Source organism: Oceanibium sediminis, from assembly GCF_003265325.1.
Lineage (GTDB): Bacteria > Pseudomonadota > Alphaproteobacteria > Rhodobacterales > Rhodobacteraceae > Halovulum > Halovulum sediminis.
In genome coordinates, this window is record NZ_QGNX01000005.1 from 284320 (window position 1) to 309393 (window position 25074).

At 65.5% G+C, this 25074-nt stretch carries 26 protein-coding genes; 22 read left to right on the forward strand and 4 right to left on the reverse strand.

Annotated elements, in window-relative coordinates; genetic code table 11:
- The 13 genes from nuoH to DJ029_RS14825 all read left to right on the forward strand — a co-directional run bounded on the left by nuoH (position 1) and on the right by DJ029_RS14825 (position 12338).
- Positions 1–1068 carry an NADH-quinone oxidoreductase subunit NuoH gene (gene nuoH / locus DJ029_RS14765; RefSeq protein ID WP_112323236.1) on the forward strand — a complete coding sequence of 356 codons (1068 nt, stop codon included), beginning with the start codon at positions 1–3 and terminating at the stop codon, positions 1066–1068.
- A complete protein-coding gene (locus DJ029_RS14770; RefSeq protein ID WP_157966393.1) occupies positions 1065–1475 on the forward strand; it encodes a hypothetical protein in 411 nt (136 codons plus the stop codon). The genes nuoH and DJ029_RS14770 overlap by 4 nt, the downstream gene beginning before the upstream one ends.
- On the forward strand, positions 1469–2011 hold the full coding sequence (locus tag DJ029_RS14775) for a hypothetical protein (RefSeq protein ID WP_112323238.1): 543 nt from the start codon (positions 1469–1471) through the stop codon (positions 2009–2011). Before DJ029_RS14770 ends, DJ029_RS14775 begins: the two co-directional genes overlap by 7 nt.
- Positions 2008–2502 carry an NADH-quinone oxidoreductase subunit NuoI gene (gene nuoI, locus DJ029_RS14780; protein WP_112323239.1) on the forward strand — a complete coding sequence of 165 codons (495 nt, stop codon included), beginning with the start codon at positions 2008–2010 and terminating at the stop codon, positions 2500–2502. The genes DJ029_RS14775 and nuoI overlap by 4 nt, the downstream gene beginning before the upstream one ends.
- Before the next feature lie 148 nt (positions 2503–2650).
- Complete coding sequence (locus DJ029_RS14785; RefSeq protein ID WP_112323240.1) at positions 2651–3265, forward strand: NADH-quinone oxidoreductase subunit J; 615 nt, start codon at positions 2651–2653, stop codon at positions 3263–3265.
- A complete protein-coding gene (locus DJ029_RS14790; protein WP_112323241.1) occupies positions 3265–3711 on the forward strand; it encodes a hypothetical protein in 447 nt (148 codons plus the stop codon). The genes DJ029_RS14785 and DJ029_RS14790 overlap by 1 nt, the downstream gene beginning before the upstream one ends.
- Positions 3708–4013 carry an NADH-quinone oxidoreductase subunit NuoK gene (gene nuoK / locus DJ029_RS14795; protein ID WP_112323242.1) on the forward strand — a complete coding sequence of 102 codons (306 nt, stop codon included), beginning with the start codon at positions 3708–3710 and terminating at the stop codon, positions 4011–4013. The genes DJ029_RS14790 and nuoK overlap by 4 nt, the downstream gene beginning before the upstream one ends.
- 6 nt (positions 4014–4019) lie before the next feature.
- A complete protein-coding gene (gene nuoL, locus DJ029_RS14800) occupies positions 4020–6137 on the forward strand; it encodes an NADH-quinone oxidoreductase subunit L (RefSeq protein WP_112323243.1) in 2118 nt (705 codons plus the stop codon).
- Positions 6137–7672: an NADH-quinone oxidoreductase subunit M gene (locus DJ029_RS14805; RefSeq protein ID WP_112323244.1), complete on the forward strand. Its 1536-nt coding sequence runs from the start codon at positions 6137–6139 to the stop codon at positions 7670–7672. The genes nuoL and DJ029_RS14805 overlap by 1 nt, the downstream gene beginning before the upstream one ends.
- Positions 7673–7685: 13 nt before the next feature.
- Positions 7686–9131: an NADH-quinone oxidoreductase subunit NuoN gene (nuoN, locus tag DJ029_RS14810; RefSeq protein WP_112323245.1), complete on the forward strand. Its 1446-nt coding sequence runs from the start codon at positions 7686–7688 to the stop codon at positions 9129–9131.
- On the forward strand, positions 9128–9880 hold the full coding sequence (locus DJ029_RS14815; protein WP_112323246.1) for a biotin--[acetyl-CoA-carboxylase] ligase: 753 nt from the start codon (positions 9128–9130) through the stop codon (positions 9878–9880). The genes nuoN and DJ029_RS14815 overlap by 4 nt, the downstream gene beginning before the upstream one ends.
- Positions 9881–9892: 12 nt before the next feature.
- The gene (locus DJ029_RS14820; RefSeq protein ID WP_112323247.1) at positions 9893–10666 is read left to right on the forward strand and encodes a type III pantothenate kinase; all 774 of its coding nucleotides are present in this window, start codon (positions 9893–9895) and stop codon (positions 10664–10666) included.
- A gap of 4 nt (positions 10667–10670) precedes the next feature.
- Positions 10671–12338 carry a ribonuclease J gene (locus tag DJ029_RS14825; protein ID WP_112323248.1) on the forward strand — a complete coding sequence of 556 codons (1668 nt, stop codon included), beginning with the start codon at positions 10671–10673 and terminating at the stop codon, positions 12336–12338.
- Positions 12339–12451: 113 nt separating this feature from the next.
- Here the strand turns inward: DJ029_RS14825 and DJ029_RS14830 are convergent, their stop codons facing one another.
- Positions 12452–14596: a DEAD/DEAH box helicase gene (locus DJ029_RS14830; protein ID WP_112323249.1), complete on the reverse strand. Its 2145-nt coding sequence runs from the start codon at positions 14594–14596 to the stop codon at positions 12452–12454.
- A gap of 219 nt (positions 14597–14815) precedes the next feature.
- Here DJ029_RS14830 and DJ029_RS14835 point away from each other — a divergent pair, with 219 nt between their 5' ends.
- A complete protein-coding gene (locus DJ029_RS14835) occupies positions 14816–15607 on the forward strand; it encodes a ferredoxin--NADP reductase (RefSeq protein ID WP_112323250.1) in 792 nt (263 codons plus the stop codon).
- A 47-nt stretch (positions 15608–15654) separates the two neighbouring features.
- Here the strand turns inward: DJ029_RS14835 and DJ029_RS14840 are convergent, their stop codons facing one another.
- The 3 genes from DJ029_RS14840 to DJ029_RS14850 form a co-directional block, all read right to left on the reverse strand.
- Positions 15655–16692: a calcium-binding protein gene (locus tag DJ029_RS14840; protein WP_112323251.1), complete on the reverse strand. Its 1038-nt coding sequence runs from the start codon at positions 16690–16692 to the stop codon at positions 15655–15657.
- A 64-nt stretch (positions 16693–16756) separates the two neighbouring features.
- Entirely contained in the window at positions 16757–17224 is a 468-nt protein-coding gene (locus DJ029_RS22520) for a DUF6869 domain-containing protein (protein WP_368854694.1), read from the reverse strand.
- A 16-nt stretch (positions 17225–17240) separates the two neighbouring features.
- The gene (locus DJ029_RS14850) at positions 17241–18848 is read right to left on the reverse strand and encodes a peptide chain release factor 3 (RefSeq protein ID WP_112323253.1); all 1608 of its coding nucleotides are present in this window, start codon (positions 18846–18848) and stop codon (positions 17241–17243) included.
- Positions 18849–19255: 407 nt separating this feature from the next.
- Here DJ029_RS14850 and DJ029_RS14855 point away from each other — a divergent pair, with 407 nt between their 5' ends.
- The 8 genes from DJ029_RS14855 (at position 19256) to DJ029_RS14890 (ending at position 25071) form a co-directional block, all read left to right on the forward strand.
- Positions 19256–19771, forward strand: a complete 516-nt coding sequence (locus tag DJ029_RS14855) for a hypothetical protein (RefSeq protein WP_112323254.1) — start codon at positions 19256–19258, stop codon at positions 19769–19771.
- Between the two features lie 105 nt (positions 19772–19876).
- Positions 19877–20659, forward strand: a complete 783-nt coding sequence (locus DJ029_RS14860; RefSeq protein WP_112323255.1) for an SDR family oxidoreductase — start codon at positions 19877–19879, stop codon at positions 20657–20659.
- A 109-nt stretch (positions 20660–20768) separates the two neighbouring features.
- Positions 20769–21884: an ABC transporter ATP-binding protein gene (locus DJ029_RS14865; RefSeq protein ID WP_232823092.1), complete on the forward strand. Its 1116-nt coding sequence runs from the start codon at positions 20769–20771 to the stop codon at positions 21882–21884.
- A gap of 253 nt (positions 21885–22137) precedes the next feature.
- Complete coding sequence (locus DJ029_RS14870; RefSeq protein WP_112323256.1) at positions 22138–22365, forward strand: twin-arginine translocase TatA/TatE family subunit; 228 nt, start codon at positions 22138–22140, stop codon at positions 22363–22365.
- 48 nt (positions 22366–22413) lie between these two features.
- Entirely contained in the window at positions 22414–22812 is a 399-nt protein-coding gene (gene tatB / locus DJ029_RS14875; RefSeq protein WP_112323257.1) for a Sec-independent protein translocase protein TatB, read from the forward strand.
- On the forward strand, positions 22813–23739 hold the full coding sequence (gene tatC / locus DJ029_RS14880; protein WP_112323258.1) for a twin-arginine translocase subunit TatC: 927 nt from the start codon (positions 22813–22815) through the stop codon (positions 23737–23739).
- On the forward strand, positions 23736–24581 hold the full coding sequence (locus DJ029_RS14885) for an ATP-binding protein (RefSeq protein ID WP_112323259.1): 846 nt from the start codon (positions 23736–23738) through the stop codon (positions 24579–24581). The genes tatC and DJ029_RS14885 overlap by 4 nt, the downstream gene beginning before the upstream one ends.
- A gap of 73 nt (positions 24582–24654) precedes the next feature.
- Positions 24655–25071: a hypothetical protein gene (locus tag DJ029_RS14890; RefSeq protein WP_112323260.1), complete on the forward strand. Its 417-nt coding sequence runs from the start codon at positions 24655–24657 to the stop codon at positions 25069–25071.
- Positions 25072–25074: the final 3 nt, after the last annotated feature.

The following is a 25074-nucleotide window of genomic DNA, read 5'->3' on the forward strand; positions in this document are numbered from 1 at the left end:
ATGGCCGAGTTTCTTTCCACACCCTTCGGGATCTTCGTGCTGATCCTTGCGCAGTGCCTTCTGGTGATCGTGTCGATCCTGGTGGCGCTGGCCTTCCTGATGTACGCCGACCGCAAGGTCTGGGCCGCGGTGCAGATGCGCAAGGGCCCCAACGTGGTGGGGGCCTTCGGGCTGCTGCAATCCTTCGCGGATTTCATCAAGTACATCGTCAAGGAAGTCGTGGTGCCCGCGGGCGCGGACAAGCCCGTGTTCTTCCTTGCGCCGATGATCACCTTCGTGCTGGCGGTCGTCGCCTGGGCGGTGATCCCCTTCAACGAGGGTTGGGTCGTCGCGAACCTGAACGTGGGCATCCTCTATATCTTCGCCATCTCCTCGCTTGAGGTGTACGGCGTGATCATGGGGGGCTGGGCGTCGAACTCGAAGTACCCGTTCCTCGGCTCTCTGCGCTCTGCGGCGCAGATGATTTCCTACGAGGTGTCGATCGGCTTCATCATCGTGGGCGTTCTGATTTCCACCGGCTCGCTGAACCTGAGCGCCATCGTGGCGGCGCAGGCGGGCGACTGGGGCTTCCTGTCCTGGTACTGGCTGCCGCATCTGCCGATGGTGGTGCTGTTCTTCGTCTCCGCCCTGGCGGAAACCAACCGCCCGCCGTTCGATCTGCCCGAGGCGGAGGCCGAGCTGGTCGCCGGCTACCAGGTCGAATACTCCTCGACCCCGTTCCTGCTGTTCATGATCGGCGAACTGATGGCCGTGGTGCTGATGTGCGCCCTGATCAGCCTGCTGTTCTTCGGTGGCTGGTTGTCGCCGATCCCCGGCGTGGCGGATGTGCCGATCCTGGGTGACGGGCTGCACTGGATGGTGCTGAAGATGGGGTTCTTCTTCTTCCTCTTCGCCATGGTGAAGGCGATCGTGCCGCGCTACCGCTACGACCAGCTAATGCGCCTGGGCTGGAAGGTGTTCCTGCCGCTGTCGCTCGGCTGGGTGGTGATCGTCGCCGGGCTGGCGATGTACGACGGCGATGCCGGGAACCTCGGTGGCCTCTGGGCCCGGTGGACGCCGGCGGGGTGATTGCGCGCGCGGCATATGTGGCGGCGATGCTGCTGGCGGCCCCCGCGGGGGCGCAGGACCTGGACGTGATCGGGGGCTGCGCCGCTGCGCCCATCGGCGCGCCCACCTGCGACGGTGAGGCGCTGGCCGAAAACCTCGGGCTTCTGGGCGCGGGGGACGTCAAGGTCTTCTCCAGCTACGGGGTGGAGAGTTTCGCCTTGCTGACGGCCCTGCGCCACGGCGCATCGGCGATCTTCCTCGCCGCGGAAGGCGAGGGCTGTTTCGCCGAGGAGGAGCGCACCGCCGCGCTTGAGATCTGGTCGATCTGGGTCTCGCCCCCGCGCGAGGCGCCCCGGCTGGTCAGCGAGCGCTACGCCATGTTCGAAGACGTGATGGATAACATCGTCGCATTGGAGGTCACATGCTGAAGACAACGCTTGCAACCCTGGCGCTTGGCTTGGCGGCGACGGCTCCGCTTCATGCCCAGGTCAGCCAGGACGAGGACGCCGCCTACAAGCCGCGGCTGAACGCCTGCCTGGTGGACGAGGATTACGCCTGCGCGGTGGACACGCTGATCGAGTTCGGGCGCAGCACGCCGCTGGGTATTGTCGTGAGCCAGGGAAAACCGACGGTTCTGGGCATCCAGCTGTTCGGCTCCATCGACATGGCAAGCCAGAATCTGTCGCCCGCCGAAACGCGGGACCTGGCGGAACGTGCGCTGAACTTCGTCCTCGACAAGCAGCCGGATTCCGGCACCGCCCCGGCGCCCTTCGTGCTGCTGATGGGCGAAGCCTGCCTTGCGCAGGGCGATCTCGACTGCGTGCGCACTGCGATCCAGCCGCTGCAGATGTGGATGGGCGCGGGGCAGATGTACATCAAGACCAGCGCGGAGGGGACAGGCAAGCCCGACACCCAGACGCGCATCATTGAACTTTCCAAAGGTTTTCGGGAGGCAGGCGGATGACCGCTATCGACTGGACACGTGCGACCAGGTATTTCCTGCTCGCCGACATGCTGGGCGGCTTCAAGCTGGGGCTGAAGTATTTCTTCCGCCCCAAGGCGACGCTGAACTACCCGCATGAAAAGGGCCCGCTGAGCCCGCGCTTCCGCGGGGAGCACGCGCTGCGCCGCTATCCCAACGGTGAGGAACGCTGCATCGCCTGCAAACTGTGCGAGGCGATCTGCCCCGCGCAGGCGATCACCATCGACGCGGAACCCCGCGACGACGGTAGCCGCCGCACGACGCGCTATGACATCGACATGACCAAGTGCATCTATTGCGGTTTCTGCCAGGAAGCCTGCCCGGTGGATGCCATCGTGGAGGGGCCGAACTTCGAGTTCAGCACCGAAACCCGCGAGGAACTGTACTACAACAAGGAAAAACTGCTGGCCAACGGCGACCGCTGGGAAGCCGAGATCGCCCGCAACCTAGAGATCGACGCGCCCTACCGCTGAGGCGGGCGCGCGGGCGACGAACAACTTCCGCCGTGGGGCGGGCAAGGAACTATCCGCCTGGCGGGCACGCTTGAGTTGCCGTCGCCGGGCGGATAGGGAACGGACCAAGACCGGCAGGTGATGCGCCGGCAGGAGATAGGGACACACCATGGGCTTTGCTGCCTTCGCCTTCTACATGTTTGCGATCACCGCCGTCGTTTCGGGCGGGCTGGTGGTTCTGTCCAAGAACCCGGTCCACTCGGTGCTGTGGCTGATTTTGACGTTCTTTTCCTCGGCCGGGCTGTTCGTGCTGCTCGGGGCGGAATTCGTCGCGATGCTGCTGGTCATCGTCTATGTCGGCGCGGTCGCGGTGCTGTTCCTGTTCGTCGTGATGATGCTGGACGTGGACTTCGCCGAGCTGCGGGGCGAATTGTCCCGCTACACGCCGATCGGTCTGATGATCGGGCTGGTGATCCTGATGCAGCTGGGCTTTGCCTTCGGCGCCTGGGAAGTGACCGATCTGGCGGCGTCCAACCGTGCTGCGGTGACGCCGGATATCGACACGACGCAGAACACCGTGGCGCTGGGGCAGCTGCTGTATTCCAAGTACATCTTCCTGTTCCAGGCGGCGGGACTGGTGCTGTTCGTGGCCATGATCGGGGCCATCGTGCTGACGCTGCGCCACCGCCAGGACATCAAGCGGCAGGACATCCTGGCGCAGATGTACCGGGATCCGGCGAAGGCGATGGAACTGAAAGACGTGAAACCGGGGCAGGGCATCTGATGGCGCGACGGGCCGCATATGTCCTTGGATTCGGCGCGGCGCTGACGCTGCTGGCCTGCGCTCCAGCGCTGACGGCCGCCGATTGCGCCGGCGCGGGGCTTGCCCCGGTGGACGCCAAGGCCGGGGTGATCGCGCGCGACAGCCACCTGGCAGGGACCGGGCGGCGCGAGATCCGGCGCGACTTCATCGACTGCGCCAGCGGCGCGGGCATCCGCACCACGATTGAGGCGTCCGACGGGCGCGAGACGACTGTAAACCTGATCAGCGAGGTGAACGCGCTGACCGCCAGCGTCCCCGAGGGGCCACGCCTGGCGCAACTGCAAGAAGGGCTGGGCCTGATGGGCATCGCTTTCTCAAGAACAAGCTATGGGGCGGAGACCTGCGGCTGCGCAGTCTTCTATCCGGAACTGCGCGGCGCGAAGCCGGGCTTTAAGGCAAGCACATGATCGGACTTTCCCATTACCTGACCGTGGCGGCGATCCTGTTCGTCACCGGCATCTTCGGTATCTTCCTCAACCGCAAGAACGTGATCGTCATCCTGATGTCGATCGAGCTGATGCTGCTCGCGGTGAACATCAACTTCGTCGCCTTCTCGGCGTACCTGAACGACCTCGCGGGGCAGGTGTTTACCCTGTTCGTGCTGACGGTCGCGGCGGCAGAGGCGGCGATCGGCCTTGCGATCCTGGTCTGCTTCTTCCGCAACCGTGGCTCGATCCGGGTCGAAGACGTCAACGTGATGAAGGGGTAAGGGACCATGGAAACCATCATCCTTTTTGCCCCGCTCGTCGGGGCGCTGATCTGCGGCTTCGGCTGGAAGTTCATCGGTGAAAAATCGGCCACCAACACCGCCACGGGCCTGCTGTTCCTGGCCGCCTTCCTGTCCTGGATCGTCTTCCTAGGCCATTCCGGGGACGAGGTCCGCTCGATCCCGATCCTGCGCTGGATCGATTCCGGTTCGATGAGCGTTGACTGGGCGATCCGCCTGGACACGCTGACGGCCGTCATGCTGGTCGTCGTCACCTCCGTCTCGGCCTTGGTGCACCTTTATTCGCAGGGCTACATGGCCCATGACGAGAACTGGAAGAAGGGCGAAAGCTACAAGCCGCGCTTCTTTGCCTACCTGTCGTTCTTCACATTCGCGATGCTGATGCTGGTGACGGCGGACAACTTGTTGCAGCTGTTCTTCGGCTGGGAAGGGGTTGGCGTCGCGTCCTACCTGCTGATCGGCTTCTACTACCGCAAGCCGAGCGCGAACGCCGCCGCGATGAAGGCCTTCATCGTCAACCGCGTGGGCGACTTCGGCTTCATGCTGGGCATCTTCGCCGTCTTCGTGCTGGTGGACAGCATCCAGTTCGACGTAATCTTCGACTCCGCGCCCGACCTGGCGGCGCAGTCGGTCAGCTTCCTGTGGATGAACGTCAACGCGGCCGAGCTTATCGCCGTTCTGCTGTTCATCGGCGCGATGGGGAAATCCGCGCAGCTGTTCCTGCACACCTGGCTGCCGGACGCGATGGAAGGCCCGACGCCGGTTTCCGCGCTGATCCACGCCGCGACCATGGTCACGGCGGGTGTCTTCCTGGTCTGCCGCATGTCGCCGGTGATGGAATTCGCGCCCGGCGCGCTGACCTTCATCACCGTGATCGGGGCCACCACGGCGTTCTTCGCCGCCACGGTGGGCCTGGTGCAGAACGACATCAAGCGCGTGATCGCCTATTCGACCTGTAGCCAGCTCGGCTACATGTTCGCGGCGGCGGGTGTCGGCTTCTACCAGGCGGCGATGTTCCACCTGTTCACCCACGCCGCCTTCAAGGCGATGCTGTTCCTTGGCGCCGGCTCGGTCATCCACGCGATGCACCACGAGCAGGACATGCGCAACTACGGTGGCCTGCGCCACAAGATCCCGACCACCTTCTGGGCGATGATCATCGGCACGCTGGCGATCACCGGCGTCGGCATTCCGCTGAGCTACGACCTGATCGGCCTGCCCATCGGCTTTGCCGGGTTCGTGTCCAAGGACGCGATCATCGAGGGCGTCTTCGCGGGCGGCTCGGGCTATGCGTTCTGGATGCTGACCATCGCGGCGCTGTTCACCAGCTTCTATTCCTGGCGGCTGATCTTCATGACCTTCTACGGCACCCCGCGCGGCGACGCCCATGCCCATGAGCATGCGCATGAAAGCCCGCGCAACATGACCACGCCGCTGATCGTGCTGGCTGTCGGCTCGATCCTGCTGGGCATGGTCTATTACAGCGGGTTCGTGGGCAAGAAGTCGGAAACCTTCTTCGGCTCGTCCGTGTTCAACTACGCGGCTCAGGCCGAGCATGGGGCCGACGAGGGCCATGGCGACGCGGCTGCTGTTGAAGCTGCTCCGGCGGAAACCACCACGGCCGAAACTGCGGACGCCCATGGCGAAGCGGCCGACACCGCCGATCTGGCGCACCTGGAAGGGCGGCCCTGGGTTCTGCACGAGTATCACTACGTGCCGACCTGGGTGAAGCTCGCGCCGTTCATAGCGATGCTGCTGGGGCTGGGAACCGCGTGGCTGTTCTACATCCGCGACACCTCGCTGCCGCGCCGCCTGGCCGAGGCGAACCCGGGCCTGTACCAATTCCTGCTGAACAAGTGGTACTTCGACGAGGTTTATGATGTCGTCTTCGTGCGCGGGGCCAAGGCCCTTGGCCGCTTCCTGTGGAAAAAGGGTGACGGGGCAACCATCGACGGCGGGATCAACGGGCTGGCGTTGGGGATCATCCCCTTCTTCACCCGGATCGCCGGCAAGGTGCAGTCGGGTTACGTCTTCCACTATGCTTTCGCGATGTTTGTCGGACTGGCGCTTCTGCTGACCTGGGCGCTGCTTGGAGGGTTGGGCTGATGCAAAACCTGCTTTCACTGATCACCTTCCTGCCGCTGATCGGGGCCTTCGTCCTGATGGTCTTCCTGCGGGGCGAGGATGAGGCCGCCAACCTGAACGCCAAGCGCCTGGCGCTGTTCACCACGGTCGCGACCTTCGCGCTGTCGATCCCGCTGATGCTGGGCTTCGATCCGAGCAACCCGGACTTCCAGTTCGTCGAGGAAAACGCCTGGCTGGGCGGCCTGACCTACAAGATGGGGGTCGACGGGATCTCTGTCCTGTTCGTGATGCTGACCACCTTCCTGATGCCGCTGGTGATCGCCGCCTCCTGGGGTGTCGAGCATCGGGTGAAGGAATACATGATCGCGTTCCTCGCACTGGAAACGCTGATGATCGGCGTGTTCTGCGCGCTTGACCTGATCCTGTTCTACTTCTTCTTCGAAGCGGGCCTGATCCCGATGTTCCTGATCATCGGCATCTGGGGCGGCAAGGAGCGGATCTACGCTTCGTTCAAGTTCTTCCTCTACACGCTGCTGGGCAGCCTGCTGATGCTGGTGGCGATGCTGGCCATGTACATGGATGCGCAGACCACCGACATCGTCGCGCTGCTGCGCCATGACTTCGGGACCGAGACGATCAGCCTCATGGGCTTCCAGGTTGTCGGCGGCATGCAGACCATGCTGTGGCTGGCCTTCTTCGCCAGCTTCGCGGTGAAGATGCCGATGTGGCCGGTGCACACGTGGCTGCCGGATGCGCACGTGCAGGCGCCGACCGCAGGGTCGGTCGTGCTGGCGGCGATCCTGCTGAAGATGGGCGGCTACGGCTTCCTGCGCTTCAGCCTGCCGATGTTCCCGGTCGCGTCCGACCTGATGGCGAACTTCGTCTTCACGCTGAGCGTGATCGCGATCATCTACACCTCGCTCGTGGCGATGATGCAGGAGGACATGAAGAAGCTGATCGCCTATTCGTCCGTGGCGCACATGGGCTTCGTGACCATGGGCATCTTTGCAGCCAACCAGCAGGGCGTGGACGGGGCCATCTTCCAGATGCTGAGCCACGGCTTCATCTCTGGCGCGCTGTTTTTGACCGTTGGCGTGATCTATGACCGGATGCATACCCGCGACATCGACGCCTATGGCGGCCTGGTGATCCGTATGCCGGCCTTCGCGCTGATCTTCATGCTGTTCACCATGGGCAACGTGGGCCTGCCGGGGACGTCCGGGTTCGTGGGCGAATTCCTGACCATGTCGGGGGCCTTCCAGGCCAACACCTGGGTTGCCTTCTTCGCCGCCACCGGCGTGATCCTCAGCGCGGCCTATGCGCTGTGGCTGTACCGCCGGGTCGTCTTTGGCGACCTGATCAAGGAAAGCCTGAAGCAGATCAACGACATGACCCGGAACGAGAAGCTGATTTTCGCGCCGCTGGTGGTGATGACGCTGCTGCTGGGGATCTATCCCGCACTGGTGCTGGACGTGATCGGCCCGTCGGTCGAGGCGTTGTTGGATAATTACGAGCTTGCGCTGGCGGAAGCCCAGACGCAGCTGGCAGAGAATTGAGGGGACGGGCACGATGTTTGCCGATGATCTGAATGTGGTGCTGCCCGAGGTGATCCTTGCGGGCTACGCCATGGCGGCCCTGATGTTCGGGGCCTTCTCTCGCAACCACGACGCGGCCTCGCGGATGGTGCTCTGGGTGACGATCGGGGTGATGGCCCTGCTCGGGGTCTGGATCGGCATGGCGCCGGACGACGGGGCGCGCGCGGCCTTTGGCGGCAGTTTCGTGGATGACGACTTCTCGCGCTTTGCCAAGGTGACGATGCTCTGGGGCGGGGCGGTGCTGCTGCTTCTGTCCGACACCTACCTGACGCGCCACGGGCTGATGAAGTTCGAGTACCCGGTGCTGGTCGCGCTGGCGAGCGTGGGCATGATGACCATGGTCTCGGCCCATGACCTGATGGTGCTCTACATGGGGCTGGAGTTGCAGTCGCTGGCGCTTTACGTGATCGCCTCGTTCCGCCGCGACAGCTTGCGCTCGACCGAGGCGGGGCTGAAGTACTTCGTGCTTGGCGCGCTCAGCTCGGGCCTGCTGCTCTACGGCTGTTCGCTGGTCTATGGCACCGCCGGGACGACGAACTTCGCCGGCATCACCGAGGTGATCCGCGCGGGCGAAATGTCCATCGGGATGCTGTTCGGCCTGGTCTTCCTGTGCGCTGGCATGGCGTTCAAGGTCTCAGCTGCACCGTTCCACATGTGGACGCCCGACGTCTACGAAGGTGCGCCGACCCCGGTGACGGGCCTGTTCGCGACCGCGCCGAAGGTGGCCGCGGCGGCGATGTTCGCCCGTGTCGTGCATGACGGCTTCGGTGCGGCTGTACCGGACTGGCAGCAGATCCTGGCGTTCCTGTCGGTCGTTTCCATGTTCCTCGGCGCGATCGCGGCGATCGGGCAGACCAACATCAAGCGCCTGATGGCCTATTCCTCGATCTCCCACATGGGGTTCGTGCTGATGGGCCTGGCGGCGGGCACCACCCAGGGGGTGGAGGCGATGCTGATCTACCTGGCCATCTATGTCACGATGAACGTCGGCGTCTTCGCCTTCATCCTGAACATGAGCCGCGACGGCACGGCGATGCTGGAAATCTCGTCCCTCGGGCTTTACAGCCGCGTGGAACCGGCGCGCGCGCTGTGCCTGGCGATTCTGATGTTCTCGCTGGCCGGTTTGCCGCCGCTGGTGGGCTTCTGGGGCAAGTTCTTCGTGCTGACGGCGGCGGTCGAGGCGGGGCTGACATGGCTTGCCGTGGCCGGTGTGGTGGCGTCCGTGATCGGGGCCTTCTACTACCTGCGCATCATCTACCTGATGTACTTCGGCGAAGCGTCGGACAAGCTGAACGGCGCGATGCCCGCGACCCACTGGGCGGTGCTGGGGGTTTCCAGCGCGGCCATGGTGCTGGGCATCATCAACCTGTTCGGGGTTGAGGCGCTGGCGGCGGCGGCTGCGATCAGCCTCGTCAATTGAGCGACTGGCCGCCGGGCACCGGGCGCCTTGCGCTTGCTACGGTGGACAGCACCAACGCCGAGGCGCTGCGCGGGTTAAGCGCGGGCGCCCCGGCTGCCCCCTTCTGGGTGCAGGCCGACAGCCAGAGCGCGGGCCGCGCCCGGCGCGGGCGGGCCTGGCAGGGACTGTCGGGCAACTTCTTCGCAAGCTACGCGCTCGACCTTGCCGCCACCCCCCCGGGGGAGGCGGCGCTGCGCTCCTTCACGGCCGCGCTGGCGCTGGACGAGGCGTTGCAGGCCGCGGGCGTACCCGCCCACCGCCTGGCGCTGAAATGGCCCAACGACGTGCTGCTGGACGAGCGCAAGCTGGCCGGCATCCTTCTGGAAAGCACCTTGCGCGAGGGGCGCATGGGCCTTGTCGTCGGGATCGGTGTGAACCTGGCCGCCGCGCCGGACCCGGCCACGCTTGAGCCGGGCGCGGTGCACCCGGTCGCCCTTGCGGGCGTGGGGATCAGGATCACCCCCGCGGCCTTCCTGGAGCTTCTGGCGCCGCCCATGGCGCGGTGGGAAGCGTGCTTGCAGGCCGAGGGCTTCGCCCCCGTGCGCGCCGCCTGGCTGGCCCGCGCCGCGCGCCTCGGGCAGGTCATCACGGCGAAACTGCCGACGGAGACGTTCGAGGGCCGCTTCGAGACGGTGGACGCGACCGGGGCAGTCGTTCTAAAGACCGCTACGGGGCGGCGCGCGTTGCCCGCTGGCGAAATCTTCTTCTGAAGGGGGGACGCAATGCTGCTCGCGATCGATGTCGGAAACACGAACTGCGTATTCGCGCTGCATGACGGCGTGCGCGAGCTGGCGTCTTTCCGATGTCGCACTGAACACGCGCGCACGGCGGATGAATACTTCGTCTGGCTGGAGCAGTTGATCCGCCATCAGGACCTGCCGCTGGATATCTCGGATGTCATCATCTCCTCCGTCGTGCCGCAGGTTGTCTTCAACCTCCGGGTGCTGTCGGACAAGTATTTCCACACCCGCCCCATGGTGGTCGGCAAGCCCGAGGTGGCGCTCGGCATCCCCGTCCGGGTCGATGCCGACACCCAGGTCGGCGCGGACCGGCTGGTGAACACCGTGGGCGCTTATGATCGCTACGGCGGGGACCTGGTGGTTGTGGATTTCGGAACAGCCACCACATTCGATGTGGTGGACAGCGACGGCGCCTATATCGGCGGCGTGATCGCCCCCGGCGTGAACCTGTCGCTGAAGGCCCTATCCCAGGCGGCGGCCGCACTGCCTCACATAGACGTCACCCGGCCCGAGCACGTGGTCGGCACCAACACGCGCGCCTGCATGCAGTCAGGCGTTTTCTGGGGATACATCAGCCTGATCGAGGGCATTTGCGCGCGCATCGCGGATGAGCGCGACCGCCCGATGAAAGTGATCGGCACCGGAGGACTTTCCACCCTGTTCGACCAGGGGACGGACGTCTTCGACCATATCGACACCCATTTGACCATTCACGGGCTGGTCTTGATTCATGCCCGAAACAAGGAAGAAAACTGAGTATATGAGCAAAAACGAAAAGCTGACCTTCGTCGCCCTTGGCGGCGCGGGGGAAATCGGGATGAACATGTACCTCTACGGCTACGGGCCGGTAGGGGACCAACGCTTCATCCTCGTGGACGTGGGGCTGACGTTCCCCGACATGGACACGACGCCCGGCGTCGACCTGATCATGGCGGACCCCAGCTTCATCGAGGCGCGGGCCGACCGGCTGGAAGCGATCATCATCACCCATGCGCACGAAGACCACGTCGGCGCGCTGGGGCTGTTGTATCCCAAGCTCCAGGCCCCGGTGATCGCGCGCAACTTCACCGCGCTGATCGCCCGCCAGAAGCTGGAGCGTTCGGGCCTGGACCCGAAGGTGGTGCAGACCGCCCCCGTCTGGCCCGAAACCATGACCTTCGGTCCCTTCACTGTCGGCTTCGTGCCGGTCAGCCATTCGATCCCCGAGGCGAGCGGCCTGGTGATCGACACGCCGGCGGGGCGGATCTTTCACACCGGCGATTTCAAGCTGGACCCCGATCCCCAGGTGGGTGAGCCCTTTGACGAGGAGATGTTCCGCGAGATCGGCGCCTCCGGCGTCAAGGCGCTGGTCTGTGACAGCACCAACGTGTTCTCGCCCCGTCCGGGCCGCTCCGAGGCGGATATCGTCGACCCGATCCGCAGCCTGATGCGCGATGCGAAGGGGCTGGTCGTGGCGACCACCTTCGCCTCCAACATCGCGCGGCTGAAGACGCTGGCCCAGGCCGCCCATGACGAGGGCCGTTCGGTCGTCGTGCTGGGGCGGGCGATGAACACGATGATCCAGAACGGCTTTGCCAGCGGCGTGCTGAAGAACTTCCCGCCCACGGTGGACGTGAAGGAAAGCGACGGCATCGCGCGTGAGAACCTGTTCATGCTGGCCACCGGCTCACAAGGCGAACGCCGCGCGGCGACCGCGCAGCTCGCCAGCCAGAGCTACATGGGTTTCCGCCTGAAAGAGGGGGACACGTTCCTGTTCTCTTCCAAGACGATTCCGGGCAACGAAACCTCCGTCGGGCGAATCCTGAACCTGATGAGCGAGACGGGCGTGACGGTGATCGAGGATGACGACACCTATCACGTGTCCGGCCACGCGAACCGCCCGGACCTGGAGCGGGTGCACGAGCTGCTGAAACCCGCCAATCTGATCCCGATGCACGGCGAGCATCGCCACCTGCGCGAGCATGTGAACATCGCCAACGCCAAGGGTATCAACGCGGTTCTGGCGCCGAACGGTACCATCGTCGACCTGACCGGGGACACCGCGCAGGTCGTCGATCACATCGAAACCGGACGCACCTACCTGGACGGCAAGGTGTTGATCGGGGCGATGGACGGCGTCGTGCGTGAGCGGATCCGCATGGCGACGCGCGGGCATGTGGTCGTCTCCGTCATGATGGAGGCCGACGGCACCCCCGCCGATCGCCCCTGGGTGGATTGCGAAGGGCTGCCCGACCCCCAAAAGGGCGTGCTGTCCGAGTTGCTTGAGGCCGAGATCGACGAGGCGCTGGAGCGTGCGAAGCGCAGCACCTTGAAGGACGACGAGGCGTTGGAAAACCTGGTGGTGAAGGCGGTCCGCATGGAATCCGACCGGCTGATCGGCAAGAAGCCGGTCGTGACCGTGATGATCAATCGCTTCGACGAGGGCTGACAGCCCGCCACCCTGTGGAAAGAAAACGGGCTGCGCCAGGAATGGCGCAGCCCGTTTGCGTTTGGTGAGGGACACGTTGGCGGCCCGCAAGGCAGGCCGCCCGATGCCGAGGATCAGTCCTCGGTGGTTGTTTCTGCGTTTGCAAGGTTTTCGACGACGTCCTCGATCACCTTGGCGGCAGAGGCGCGGGCGCGGGGCTTGCGCACGCGCTTGGGCTTTTCCGCCGGGGCCAGTTCAGGCGTCTCACTTGCCGTCGCCTCGGCCGGGGCCGCGGGCGCCGGGCTTTCGGCGGGCTTTTCCGCGGGGGCGTCGCTTGAGGCGTCACCTTCTGCGGGCGCGGCGTCGGCCTTGGGGGCGTCTGCTTCCGCGTCGGCTTTTGCCGCCTTGGCCTTGGTGGCGCGGGGCTTGCGGGTCCGGGGCTTGGCCTTCTTGGCTTCCGGGGCGGGGGTTTCATCCGCCTCGGGGGCTTTCGCCGCCTCTTGCGTCACATCCTCAGCCGAGGGGGGGGTGTCTGCCTCAGCTTTGGGCTCAGACTCAGCTTCAACCTTGGGCTCAGCCTCAGTCTCGGCCACCGTTTCGGGGGTGGCTTCGGGCTGCGGTGCGTCCTCGGTCTTCTTCTTGCGCCGGCTGCGGGTCTTCTTCGGCTTTGGCGTTTCCTCTGCCGGGGTCGCCTCGGGAGTGTCGATCTCAGTGACCGCGTCTTCCTCCTCCGGCTCTTCCTCTTCCTCGTACTGGGACTTGGCGCGGCTGGCCGCCGCCTGTTCAAGCGAGGGACGCAGATCGCGGGTCAGGAAGGCGGGCACATGATCGCCCATGCCGACGACGCCACCGCGCCCGCCACCGCCACCACCGCCGGAGCGGCCACGGCCACGCCCGCCGCTGCGAGAGGTGTCGCGCTGATCCCTACGGCTGCCCGAGTCGGGCTGACGCTCGGGCTCGGCGGGTTGGGGTGCGGGGGCGGCTTCGGGCTGTTGCGCCTCGGCTGCCTGGTCCGCGCCTGCCTGCTGCTCCTCCGGCTTGCCCTTGGAGGACGAGCGGCTGCGCGAGCGGGAGCGTTTGGGCTTGTCGCCCTGGTCACTGTCCTCGACCTCGGGCGCGGCGGCGGTGTTGCCAAGCGGGCTCGGGATCACGGGAATCGTCTTGCCGACCAGCTCCTCGATCTTTTCGAGGTACTTGTCGTCCGCGGGCAGCGCGAGCGAGATCGCCTTGCCCGAGCGTCCGGCCCGCCCGGTTCGACCGATGCGGTGGACGTAATCCTCGGAATGGATCGGGATGTCGAAGTTGAACACATGGCTCACGGCCGGGATGTCCAGGCCCCGCGCGGCCACGTCGGAGGCGATGAGCAGGCGCAACTCGTTGTTGCGGAAGCCGTCCAGCGTGCGCGTGCGCACCGACTGGTCCAGGTCGCCATGGATCGGACCGGCGTCATAGCCGTGCTTCTTCAGCGACTTGGCGACCACGTCCACGTCCCGCTTGCGGTTGCAGAAGATGATGCCGTTGGTCAGCTTGTCGCCCTCGGCGTCGATCAGGCGGCGCAGGACCTCGCGCTTTTCGCTGTCGGAGCGGTCCCGGCGCGAGGGGCGGTGCTTGCAGACCACCTGCTCGATGGTTTCCGCCGTGGTCGCCTGGCGGGCGACTTCCACCCGCACGGGGTTGGACAGGAATTCATTGGTGATGCGCGTGATTTCCGGCGCCATGGTGGCGGAATAGAACATCGTCTGGCGCGTGAAGGGGGTCAGCTTGAAGATCCGCTCGATATCCGGGATGAAGCCCATGTCGAGCATCCGGTCGGCCTCGTCCACGACCATGATCTCGATACCCGTAAGCATCAGCTTGCCACGCTCGAAATGGTCGAGCAGGCGCCCCGGGGTGGCGATCAGCACGTCCACGCCGCGATCGATCAGCTTGTCCTGGTCCTTGAAGCTGACGCCGCCGATCAGCAGCGCCATGTTCAGCTTCATGTGCTTGGAATAGGTTTCGAAGTTCTCGGCCACCTGCGCGGCGAGTTCGCGCGTGGGCGCCAGCACCAGCGTGCGCGGCATCCGGGCGCGGGCGCGGCCCTTGGCCAGCAGCGTCAGCATCGGCAGCGTGAAGGACGCCGTCTTGCCGGTGCCGGTCTGCGCGATGCCAAGCACGTCACGGCCCTGAAGCGCGTGGGGAATGGCCTGTTCCTGGATTGGGGTAGGGGATTCATATCCCGCCTCGCTGATGGCTTTCAGCACGCGGGGGTCGAGATCAAGCTCGGAAAAAGTCGTCATATGGGCTCTCTGCCTTGTTGCGGCGTTCTGGGCCGCAAAGGTCAGCGCGGCCGGGCCCCCGTATTGGGGCCGCTCGTTTCTGTCGTTTTGTTAGTGCATTGCACCATGAGCGTCAATTGCCGCGTGCGATGTCTGCGCCCGGATGCCACATCCGGGCCGGTTGGACGCGGCGTTTGCGCGGCGCTATACGTGGGGCGGAACAGATAGACAGTGAGCGTGATGGACGTCGTTACACCCAAGGCCCTTCGGGGCGTCGCCAGTCTGAAGGTGGGCGCGGTGCGCCACTGGACGGACAAGACCTTTTCCTTCACCTGTGAGCGCCCGGCGAGTTTCCGGTTCCGCTCAGGCGAATTCGTGATGATCGGGCTGCTGGACGGGGAAAAGCCGCTGCTGCGTGCGTATTCCATTGCCTCGCCCAGTTGGGACGACACGCTGGAGTTCTACTCCATCAAGGTCCAGGACGGGCCGCTGACGTCGCGCTTGCAGCATCTCGAGGCGGGCGATCATATCCTGATGCGCCCCAAGCCCGTGGGCACGCTGGTGCATGACGCGCTGCTGCCGGGAAAGCGGTTGTTCCTGTTTTCCACCGGCACCGGGATCGCGCCCTTCGCCAGCGTGATCCGCGACCCCGAGACCTATGAGAAATTCGACCAGGTGATCCTGACCCACACCTGCCGCGAGCGGGGCGAGCTGGATTACGGCCTGGAGCTGGTGGCGGGGATTCGCAGCAACGAGTTGTTGTCGGAGATCGTGGGCGACAAGCTGACCCACATCCCCACCACCACGCGCGAGAAAAGTGCCCAGATGGGCCGCATGACCGACTGGATTCGCGACGGTCGGCTGGCGGCGGCCACCGGCGGCCCGCTGAACCCGGAGACGGACCGCGTGATGATCTGCGGATCGATGGACATGCTCCAGGACCACAAGGCCCTTTGCGACGCGGCGGGCATGACCGAGGGCGCGAACTCCGAGCCCGGTCATTTCGTGATCGAAAAGGCTTTCGTGGACTGATCTGGCGCTTTGGCGTTTCGGAGGCGCGGCTCTTCCGGGCGGGCCGGTCAGGCGAAGAACTCGTAGGTGTCCTCGGAATAGTCCTGAAGATAGACCTTCGCCCGGTCGATCTCGTCCAGGCCGACGCCCCTGATGATCACCCGCTCGTCATAGCTGCGCCCCGCGCTGTCGGTGCCGGTGCGAATGATCACCGCGTCACCCGCGGCGTTTTCGCGGAAGCGGTGCAGCACGCCATCCTCTGTGAAATTGGCCAGCGTGGACAGGTCGCCCGCGCCGAACATGTCCGCCAGGCTGGTGCGGACCGGCGCGTCGCCGAAGGTCATCGTGTCGTCGATGCTGGCGAAGATCAGCTCGTCCTCGCCGCTGATGAAGTCGCGGATCACGCCGCGCGCTGCCTCGGCAGGGGCAGGGCGGATGGCGTTGAAATCCCAGAATCCGTTGTCGAAGATGAAGTCGTCGTTGCCGTTGCCGCCGAACAGCCGTGCGGTGCCGAACTCGAGCACGATGGTGTCGTTGCCGTTCTGGCCCTTCACGGTCGCGACATTGACCGCGGCTTTCAGGATATCGCGCCCGCCGCCGCCAAAGGCGAAGTTGCGCTCATCGCCGTCGAACTGGGGCAGCAGGTATTCCAGCTCGATCTTGTCCGAGCCGCCGCGTCCGAGGAAACGGCCCTCTCCGATCATCTCCTCGCGGAAGCCGAAGCCCACGATCACGTTGCCAACGTCGTAGCTGATGTAATCGGGGTTGTTCCCGGCGAGCCCCTCGATCGCCGCTTCGAGGTCATAGCCGCCGGTAATGTCGAGGATGCTGGCCATGGAGAACTGGTAGACGATCTGCGGGCCCGATCCGGGCGCGATGTCATCGTCGATCAGCGTGAATACGGTGGTGCCGAGCAAGTAATCGGTCGTCACCTCAAGCGTCAGGGAGCTGTCGCCGCCGTAGGAGGCATATGTCGTCGTGTTGCCAACCAGTTGCTGGAACAGGTACAGGTCCTGGCTGCTGGTCACATCGCCCGAAGTCAGCGCGTCGATGGTGATGAGTTCGATGCGGAATTCAGAGGGATAGTTGAACGTAAACAGCGACATGGTGTGATTCCTCTACATATGAAGAAGAGGCTAACACGAATTTGGGACGGAAAGATGGCCCGCGTCAGCCGTCGGCAGGGGGCTGGGGCGCCCCCTTTTCCATGTCGGGGCCGGGGGCGCGGGCGGCGAGGACACGTGCCCAGGTGGGCTGGTCGATGTCCGACGCCCAGACGCCGCTGAGCAGGTAGCGCATCCGGGCCGAGCGGGCGGCGGTGTCCTCGATGCGTGCGATCACCGCGGGGCCGTGCAGGTTCAGCAGGTCTTCCAGAAACCCGGCGGCGATGGCGCCGGCCTGTTGCTGCGTCTGCGCCACCTTGGCCGCCGTAAGCACGAAGCGCCAGCCTAGCTCGGGGCTGGCCTCGACCAGGGCCGTAGCGCAGTCAGAGGCCCAAAGCCCTGGAATCTCGGCATCGCCGGGAGAGGCGGCAAGCGCGTCGGAAAAAGCCAGGTAGGTGCGGGCGACATGCTCCAGGTCCAGGTCCCGCCCGCGCCGGCAGGGGAAGTCGAGATCCCCGTGGTGCAGTCGGAACAGACCGGGAGCGGGTCGCTCACACCATCATTTCCTTCGTCGCGGTCAGCTTGATGTCGGGGTAATCCCGTTCCACGCGGTCGATATCCCATTGCAGGCGGGTCATGTAGACCGGGTCGCCGTCATGGTCGTTGGCCAGCTGGCCCTTGTTCGCCTTGACGAAGGCATCCACCTTGTCCTGCGGGCCGGAGACCCAGCGCGCGGAGGTGTATTGCGTCGGCTCGAAGCGCACGGGAATGCCGTATTCCAGCTCGATCCGGCTGGCGAGCACCTCGAACTGAAGCTGGCCGACGACGCCCACGATCCAGCCCGAGCCGATGACGGGCTTGAACAGCTTGCTCGCGCCTTCCTCGGCGAACTGGGTCAGCGCCTTTTCCAGGTGCTTGGCCTTCATCGGGTCGGTGGCGCGCACCGATTGCAGCAGTTCGGGGGCGAAGCTGGGGATGCCGGCGAAGCGGATCGACTCGCCCTCGGTCAGCGCGTCGCCGATCCTGAGCTGGCCGTGGTTCGGGATGCCGATGATATCGCCGGCCCAGGCGTCCTCGGCCAGTTCGCGTTCGTTGGCGAGGAACAGCACCGGGTTGGAGATCGCCATCGGCTTGCCCGCGCGAACGTGGGTCAGCTTCATGCCGCGCTTGAAATGCCCGGAGCAGAGCCGCACGAAAGCCACGCGGTCGCGGTGCTTGGGGTCCATGTTGGCCTGCACCTTGAAGACGAAGCCGCTGACCTTGGCCTCGTCGGGGGAAACCTGGCGCTTGTCGGCGGGGCGCACCTGCGGCGCGGGGCCGAAATCGCCGATGCCGTTCATCAGTTCCTGCACCCCAAAGGAGTTGATCGCCGAGCCGAACCAGATCGGCGTCAGCGTGCCGTCAAGGAACGCCTGGCGGTCGAATTCGGGCAGCAGCTCGCGGGCCATCTCCACCTCTTCGCGCAGCTGTTCGAGCAGGTGGGCGGGGACGTGTTTCTCGATCTCCGGATCGTCGAGGCCGTTGATCTTGATACTCTCGGCCTTCTTGTTGCGATCCGACCGGTCCATCAGTTCCAGCCGGTCGTTCAGCAGGTCGTAGGCCCCGAGGAACTCGCGCCCCATGCCGATGGGCCAGCTTGCCGGGGTCACGTCGATCGCCAGGTTTTCCTGGATCTCGTCGATGATCTCGAACACCTCGCGGCTTTCACGGTCCATCTTGTTGCAGAAGGTCAGGATCGGCAGGTCACGCAGGCGGCAGACCTCGAACAGTTTCTGGGTCTGGCTTTCCACGCCTTTAGCGCCGTCGATCACCATGATCGCGGCGTCCACCGCCGTCAGGGTGCGGTAGGTGTCCTCGGAGAAGTCCGAGTGGCCCGGCGTGTCGACCAGGTTGAACCAGTAGTCGCGGAACTCGAAGCTCATGGCCGAGGCGGAGACCGAGATCCCCCGGTCCTTTTCCATCTGCATGAAGTCCGAGCGGGAGCGGCGCGCCTCGCCCTTGGCGCGGACCTGCCCGGCCATCTGGATCGCGCCACCGTAAAGCAGGAACTTCTCTGTCAGCGTGGTCTTGCCCGCATCCGGGTGCGAGATGATGGCAAAGGTCCTCCTCCGGGCAATCTCCGGGGGCAGGGGGGCGGCGTTGTGGGTACGGTCAAGCATGGGCGCGATATAGCGATGCAGCGCGGGAAGGGGAAGGGCGGACGTTCGGGCTTTGCGTGCGCGGAATCAAGGGGCGTCAGCCCCGCCGCGCATCGCCGGCGCGCCCCCTCGCGCTGGCGATTGGGTGAGGTTGGGTGCGGAGGTGGGCGTTTTTCGGGAGGACGGGGATAAACTGCGTTGACCCGGCGTCGGATCGCCACCGCGCGCGCCGGTGATGCCCGGCTTATCTCCCGGTATGCCTGCCCTTCCTGCTCCATGCGCGGAATCAAGGGGCGTCAGCCCCACCGCCTCGACAGGCCGGGTTTGGCGGGCTACCTCTGCTGCTGTCCCTGAACCAACCCGGGAGGTGCGCCTTGATCCGACGACAGTTCCTCTGCCTTGGGGCCGCGAGTCTCGCGGCCTGCACCATGCCTCCGCCACCGGGCACGCCGCCGGAACCGGGGCGGATCGCGGCGCTGTCCAAGGATATCGCGGCGCTGGACCCGGTCATCGACGGGGGCGAGGCCGCGCGGGCGGCGAATGTCGCCTTTCACACCACCTCGAGCCTGGCGGTGGCCTACCAGATCACCGATCCGCCGCTGATCCACAACACGAAGGTGAACCTCGGCCTGCGCCCGCGGGGGCTGTGCTGGCACTGGGCGGACGACATGGAATCGGCGCTGGCGGCGGAAGGTTTCGACAGCCTGGCCCTGCACCGGGCGATCGCGAATGCGGACAACCCGTTTCGTATCGAGCACTCGACCGTGATCATCAGCGCCCGTGGCGCGACGATGTGGCAGGGGATCGTCCTGGATCCCTGGCGCAAGGGCGGTGTGCTGACCTTCGTGCCCACGGGCGCGGACCCGGATTATCGCTGGCAGGAACGCGACCTGGTGTTCGAGGCGAAGGCCCGCGCGCGGGCCCGCCGGGCGGGGCTCGGCTGAGCTGACAGGCACTGAGGGACCGGCGCGACTTGACAGTCGCCCCCTGGCAAGGTCCCTTCCCGGTGACGCCGCGCCTGTCGCGCCAATCGAAGAGTGGAGTATCTGATGGATCTTGGGATCGCCGGCCGGACGGCCATTGTTTGCGCCTCCTCCAAGGGGCTGGGGCTGGGGTGTGCACGGGCGCTGGCCGGGGCGGGTGTCGACCTGGTGATGAACGCGCGGGGCGCGGACGCGCTCGAAGCGGCGGCGGAGGAGATCCGCGCGGGCTTCGGGGTGTCGGTCACCACCGTGGCGGGCGACATAACGGAGCCCCGGTCCCGCGCGGCACTGCTGGATGCGGTGGGCGGGCAGGTCGACATCCTGGTGAACAACGCCGGCGGGCCGCCCCCGGGCCTGTGGTCGGACTGGGAGCGCGAGGACTTCATCAAGGCGCTGGACGCGAACATGCTGACGCCGATCAGCCTGATGAAGGCGGTTCTGCCGGGCATGATCGCGCAGCGCTGGGGCCGCGTCATCAACATCACCAGCCAGTCGGTGAAGGCGCCGATCCCGCAACTGGGCCTATCCAACAGCGCCCGCGCTGGTCTGACCGGCTATGTCGCGGGAACCTCGCGCCAGGTGGCCGAGCACGGGGTGACGATCAACAACCTGCTGCCGGGGATCCACGCCACCGCCCGCGCCCAGAGCCTGGACGAGGCGGACAGCAGCGCGCAGGGTATCTCGATCCACGACGCCCGCAGCCGCCGGGAGGAGAAGATCCCCGCGCGCCGCTATGGCACGATCGACGAGTTCGGCGCGGCCTGCGCGTTCCTCGCCTCGACCCATGCGGGTTTCATCGTCGGCCAGAACATCCTGCTGGACGGCGGGGCGACGAACGCCACGATCTGACAAGCCCTTGATCCCCGCCCCTTTTGCCCCGTCCCGCGCGATCAGGGTTGCGGGGCGGCTTCGGGATTGTTAAGTCCGCAATACCCGAGCAAAACCATCGGATGTTTCCTTGGAACACGCCCAGAACCTGGCCCCGCGCCTGCAAATCGATGATCTTTCGTGCCGCTTTGACGGCATTCCGGTCGTGGATGGCGTTTCGCTTCACCTGATGCCGGGGCAGGTGACCTGCCTGCTGGGGCCCTCGGGCTGCGGCAAGTCGACGACGCTGCGCCTTGCGGCCGGGGTCGAACGGGCGAGCGGCGGTTCCATCCGCATCGACGGGCGCCTGGTCGAGGGGCCGGGCGTGCATCTTGCCCCCGAAAAGCGGGGCATCGGCATGATGTTCCAAGATTTCGCGCTGTTCCCGCACCTGACGGCGGCGCAGAACGTAGCCTTCGGCGCCGGGCCCGCCCCGGAGGCGCGGGTGGCGGACCTGCTGGCGCGCGTCGGGCTTGGCGACAAGGCGGGGAAGTACCCCCACCAGCTGTCGGGCGGTGAGCAGCAGCGCGTCGCGCTGGCCCGCGCGCTTGCACCGCGGCCCAAGGTGATGCTGATGGACGAGCCCTTCTCGGGGCTGGACAACCGGCTGCGCGACGGCATTCGCGACGACACGCTGGCCATCCTGAAGGAAGAGGGTGCCGCCGTCCTGCTGGTCACCCACGAGCCGGAAGAGGCGATGCGCATGGCCGACCAGATCGCGCTGATGCGCGCGGGGCGGATCGTGCAGCGCGGCGCGCCCTACAACATCTACAACAATCCGGTGGATGCGGCGGCGGCGGCGTTTTTCAGCGATATCAATGTTCTGCACGGCGTTGTTAAGGATTTCCAGACGGAAACGCCCTTTGGGAAGTTCTTCTGCCCCAACATGCGCGACGACGTGGACGTGGAGATCATCATTCGCCCCCAGCACCTGAAGATGGATTTCGACCGCCAGGGCAGCGGACCCTTGCCGACCCCCTCGGACGGGGTTCCGGCGCGGGGCGCCGTGGCGCGGGCGCGGTTCATGGGGCACGAGAGCCTGCTGGAAATGCGCATGGAGCATGACGGCTCGATCCTGAAGGCGACGATCCCTGGCGTCTTCTTGCCGAAAGTCGGCACGAAGCTGTGGCTGAGCCTGCGCCGCGACCGCTGTTTCGTCTTTCCCTGCAAGACCCAGAGCCGGGTGCAGGATCCGTTCCTGAACTGACGTCCGGCCCGGTTTCGGGGTGATCCGGCGGAGCGCGCTGGCGCGCGCATTCCCATGAGCCCTTCGGGCGGTTGGGGCGCTGCCCCAAACCCCGGGATACTTGGGGACTTTGGAGAGGGGGGCGCGGTTTTGGCACCGCTTGCGGTAAAATTAGCGGCACGTCCCGCGTTTGGGGGTTTATCCCGGACCGGTGGCGCAATACATAAAGTCTGATGCGGGCGCGTCGTGGCGCCGCTAGTGGAGGAGAAGTCTCATGCTCAATAACATTGGCCTGCCGGGGCTGCTGCTGATTGCGGTCGTGGTTCTGGTTCTGTTCGGCCGGGGCAAGATCAGCTCGCTTATGGGTGAAGTCGGCAAGGGGATCACCAGCTTCAAGAAGGGCCTGAACGAGGGCAGCAAGGAAATCGAGGATGCCGGCAAGGACGACAGCGCCACTGCCGCGCGTGACGTGACGCCCGAGGGCGAGCGCGACAAGGTCTGAGGCGCTTTTGCGTCCAACCTGGATGGGGCGACCTGAGAGGGGCGGGGCATGTTCGATATCGGCTGGCTTGAGTTGATCGTGATCGGGATCGTGGCGTTGATCGTCGTCGGTCCCAAGGATCTGCCCGGCATGTTCCGGACCGCCGGCCAGTTCATGGGCCGGATGCGCGGCATGGCGCGGGAGTTCCAGCGCTCCATGGAGCAGGCGGCGGACGAGGCCGGGGTCAAGGAAGCCGTGGAAGGGCTGAACAAGATCCAGGGCGTGACGAACCCCGTCGGCTCGGCAAAGAATTATGCAAGGAATTTCGCGAAGGACACCGCCGGTCTTGGCGATGTGGAGGCGGCCGCCGGGGATCTGACCGATACCGCCGCCGCAGTCGAGAAATCGACCACTCCCCCCAAGAAGGCGGAGCCTGCGCCCAAGGCGGACAAGGCGGCCGAGAGCTGAATGGCAAAATCTGAGATTGAGGATACGGCGGCTCCGTTGATCGAGCACCTGGCCGAGTTGCGCACCCGGCTGATCCGCTCGGTCGTGGCCTTCCTGGTGGCGATGGTGGTCTGTTTTACCTTCGCGCAGGGTATCCTGGACGTGCTGCTGGTGCCGATCGAGGATGTCATGCGGGACCTCGGCAACCCGAACCCGCAGATGCAATACACCGCGCCGCAGGAGTATTTCTTCACGCTGATCCGCATTTCCATGGTATTCGGGCTGGGCCTGAGCTTTCCGGTGATCGCGCACCAGATGTGGCGGTTCGTGGCCCCGGGCCTGTACCGCGAGGAGAAGAACGCCTTTCTGCCGTTCCTGGTCGCCTCTCCGCTGCTGTTCATCCTGGGGGGCTGCTTCGCGCATTTCGTCGTCACGCCGCTGGCGATGACTTTCTTCCTTGGCTTTGCGGATGCGGCTTCGGTCCTGTCGCGCATTCTGAGCGATCCGCAGGCTGTCGAACTGGTGGACGGCCCGGTCGTGAGCGACAGCGTGGAGATCGTCTTTTTCGGCAAGGTGAACGAGACGCTGGACATCACGCTGAAGCTGATCGTAGCTTTCGGGCTGTGTTTCCAGTTGCCGGTGCTGTTGTCGCTGATGGGCAAGGCGGGGCTGGTGTCCGCCGATGGCTTGCGGGGCACGCGAAAGTACGCGGTGGTCGGCATTCTTGCGCTGGCCGCGATCGTGACGCCGCCCGATGTGATCACCCAGATCATCCTGTTCACGGTTGTCTACGCGCTCTACGAGATCTCCATCCAGCTGGTAGCGGTGATCGAGAAAAAGCGCGAGGAGCGGCTGCGCGCCGAAGGGTATTACGACGACGAGGATGATGAAGGCGGCGTCGACACTGAGGCCGATGCGCCCGCGGAAGACGCGGACAAGGCCCCATGAGCGAGGCCTTGCTGGAACGTATCGCCGAGGCGCTTGAGCGGGTCAGCCCGCCGCCTGCGCCCTTGCCTGCGCTTTCCGCGGCGGAGGCCTTCGTGTGGCACACCGAGCCGGACCGTCTGACGCCGGTTCACGCGGTCAACCGCATCCCGATTGAGCTGCTGGTCGGGCAGGACCGCTCACGTGACACGCTGCTGTCCAACACGCGCCAGTTCGCCGCCGGCTTTGCGGCGAACAACGTGCTGCTCTGGGGCGCGCGGGGAATGGGTAAATCCTCGCTCGTGAAGGCGGCCCATGCGGCTGTCTGCGCCGAGCATCCGGGCCTGAAGCTGGTGGAGATCCAGCGCGAGGATATCCCGAGCATCGGGCGGCTGTTGAACGTGCTGCGCGGCGCCGAGGGCCGGTTCATCCTGTTCTGCGACGACCTGAGCTTCGATCACGACGACAGCCACTACAAGTCGCTGAAGGCGGTGCTGGACGGCGGGGTGGAGGGGCGCCCGGACAACGTGATCCTTTACGCCACCTCGAACCGCCGCCACCTTATGCCCCGTGACATGATCGAGAATGAGCGCGGCTCCGCCATCAACCCCGCCGAGGCGGTGGAGGAGAAGGTCTCGCTTTCCGACCGTTTCGGGCTATGGCTGGGCTTTCACGCCTGCGACCAGGACCAGTTCCTGGCGATGATCCGGGGCTATTGCGACGCGCTGGGGATCGCCATCGACGACGCGACGATGCGCGCCGAGGCGATCGAATGGCAGCAGACGCGGGGCAGCCGCTCGGGGCGGGTGGCCTGGCAGTATGTCACCGATCTTGCCGGCCGACGGGGCGTTTCGATCAGTCTCTGAAGTGTTTCTCGGGGAACATCCGCGCCCGTGGTGTTCGCCTAGAGTGGTCCCAGTCAATTGAGGACCAGTTTTCATGTACGATTATCTCATGAACCTTCAGGCCGGTATCGGCCATTACGAGCAGGCGTTGGCGGCGTATTTCACGGATAGCGGCGCCTGGATGACGGACGCGGCCCTGTCGCTTTACGCGCTGTTCAGTTCGCTGAAGATTCTTGCTTATGTTTCGCAATTCCAGAAGGCGGCGCGGGACGAGAACGGGGCCAGCGCGATTTCCTGCACCACCTGGAGCCTGTTCCTTGCGTCGCACCTGACGAGCATCGGCTATGCGCTGGCCTGTGCGCATGACATCCTGATGGCGGTGGTCTTCCTGGTCAACGCGCTGGCATGCGTGGCGATCCTGGGCGTCGCTCTAGCGAATCGGCGCTCCCATGGGGCGAAGCGGCGCGCTGCGCATCACTTCGCTGGGGCCGAGCAGGGGCGCGCCGCTTAGCGC

What these genes read in the sequence shown, in the direction of transcription:
- nuoH (WP_112323236.1), top strand. Translation starts at nt 1, where the DNA reads ATGGCCGAGTTTCTTTCCACACCCTTCGGGATCTTCGTGCTGATCCTT.
- DJ029_RS14775 (WP_112323238.1), top strand. Translation starts at nt 1,469, where the DNA reads ATGCTGAAGACAACGCTTGCAACCCTGGCGCTTGGCTTGGCGGCGACG.
- nuoI (WP_112323239.1), top strand. Translation starts at nt 2,008, where the DNA reads ATGACCGCTATCGACTGGACACGTGCGACCAGGTATTTCCTGCTCGCC.
- DJ029_RS14785 (WP_112323240.1), top strand. Translation starts at nt 2,651, where the DNA reads ATGGGCTTTGCTGCCTTCGCCTTCTACATGTTTGCGATCACCGCCGTC.
- DJ029_RS14790 (WP_112323241.1), top strand. Translation starts at nt 3,265, where the DNA reads ATGGCGCGACGGGCCGCATATGTCCTTGGATTCGGCGCGGCGCTGACG.
- nuoK (WP_112323242.1), top strand. Translation starts at nt 3,708, where the DNA reads ATGATCGGACTTTCCCATTACCTGACCGTGGCGGCGATCCTGTTCGTC.
- nuoL (WP_112323243.1), top strand. Translation starts at nt 4,020, where the DNA reads ATGGAAACCATCATCCTTTTTGCCCCGCTCGTCGGGGCGCTGATCTGC.
- DJ029_RS14805 (WP_112323244.1), top strand. Translation starts at nt 6,137, where the DNA reads ATGCAAAACCTGCTTTCACTGATCACCTTCCTGCCGCTGATCGGGGCC.
- nuoN (WP_112323245.1), top strand. Translation starts at nt 7,686, where the DNA reads ATGTTTGCCGATGATCTGAATGTGGTGCTGCCCGAGGTGATCCTTGCG.
- DJ029_RS14820 (WP_112323247.1), top strand. Translation starts at nt 9,893, where the DNA reads ATGCTGCTCGCGATCGATGTCGGAAACACGAACTGCGTATTCGCGCTG.
- DJ029_RS14825 (WP_112323248.1), top strand. Translation starts at nt 10,671, where the DNA reads ATGAGCAAAAACGAAAAGCTGACCTTCGTCGCCCTTGGCGGCGCGGGG.
- DJ029_RS14830 (WP_112323249.1), bottom strand. Translation starts at nt 14,596, where the DNA reads ATGACGACTTTTTCCGAGCTTGATCTCGACCCCCGCGTGCTGAAAGCC.
- DJ029_RS14835 (WP_112323250.1), top strand. Translation starts at nt 14,816, where the DNA reads ATGGACGTCGTTACACCCAAGGCCCTTCGGGGCGTCGCCAGTCTGAAG.
- DJ029_RS14840 (WP_112323251.1), bottom strand. Translation starts at nt 16,692, where the DNA reads ATGTCGCTGTTTACGTTCAACTATCCCTCTGAATTCCGCATCGAACTC.
- DJ029_RS14850 (WP_112323253.1), bottom strand. Translation starts at nt 18,848, where the DNA reads ATGCTTGACCGTACCCACAACGCCGCCCCCCTGCCCCCGGAGATTGCC.
- DJ029_RS14855 (WP_112323254.1), top strand. Translation starts at nt 19,256, where the DNA reads ATGCCTCCGCCACCGGGCACGCCGCCGGAACCGGGGCGGATCGCGGCG.
- DJ029_RS14860 (WP_112323255.1), top strand. Translation starts at nt 19,877, where the DNA reads ATGGATCTTGGGATCGCCGGCCGGACGGCCATTGTTTGCGCCTCCTCC.
- DJ029_RS14870 (WP_112323256.1), top strand. Translation starts at nt 22,138, where the DNA reads ATGCTCAATAACATTGGCCTGCCGGGGCTGCTGCTGATTGCGGTCGTG.
- tatB (WP_112323257.1), top strand. Translation starts at nt 22,414, where the DNA reads ATGTTCGATATCGGCTGGCTTGAGTTGATCGTGATCGGGATCGTGGCG.
- tatC (WP_112323258.1), top strand. Translation starts at nt 22,813, where the DNA reads ATGGCAAAATCTGAGATTGAGGATACGGCGGCTCCGTTGATCGAGCAC.
- DJ029_RS14885 (WP_112323259.1), top strand. Translation starts at nt 23,736, where the DNA reads ATGAGCGAGGCCTTGCTGGAACGTATCGCCGAGGCGCTTGAGCGGGTC.
- DJ029_RS14890 (WP_112323260.1), top strand. Translation starts at nt 24,655, where the DNA reads ATGTACGATTATCTCATGAACCTTCAGGCCGGTATCGGCCATTACGAG.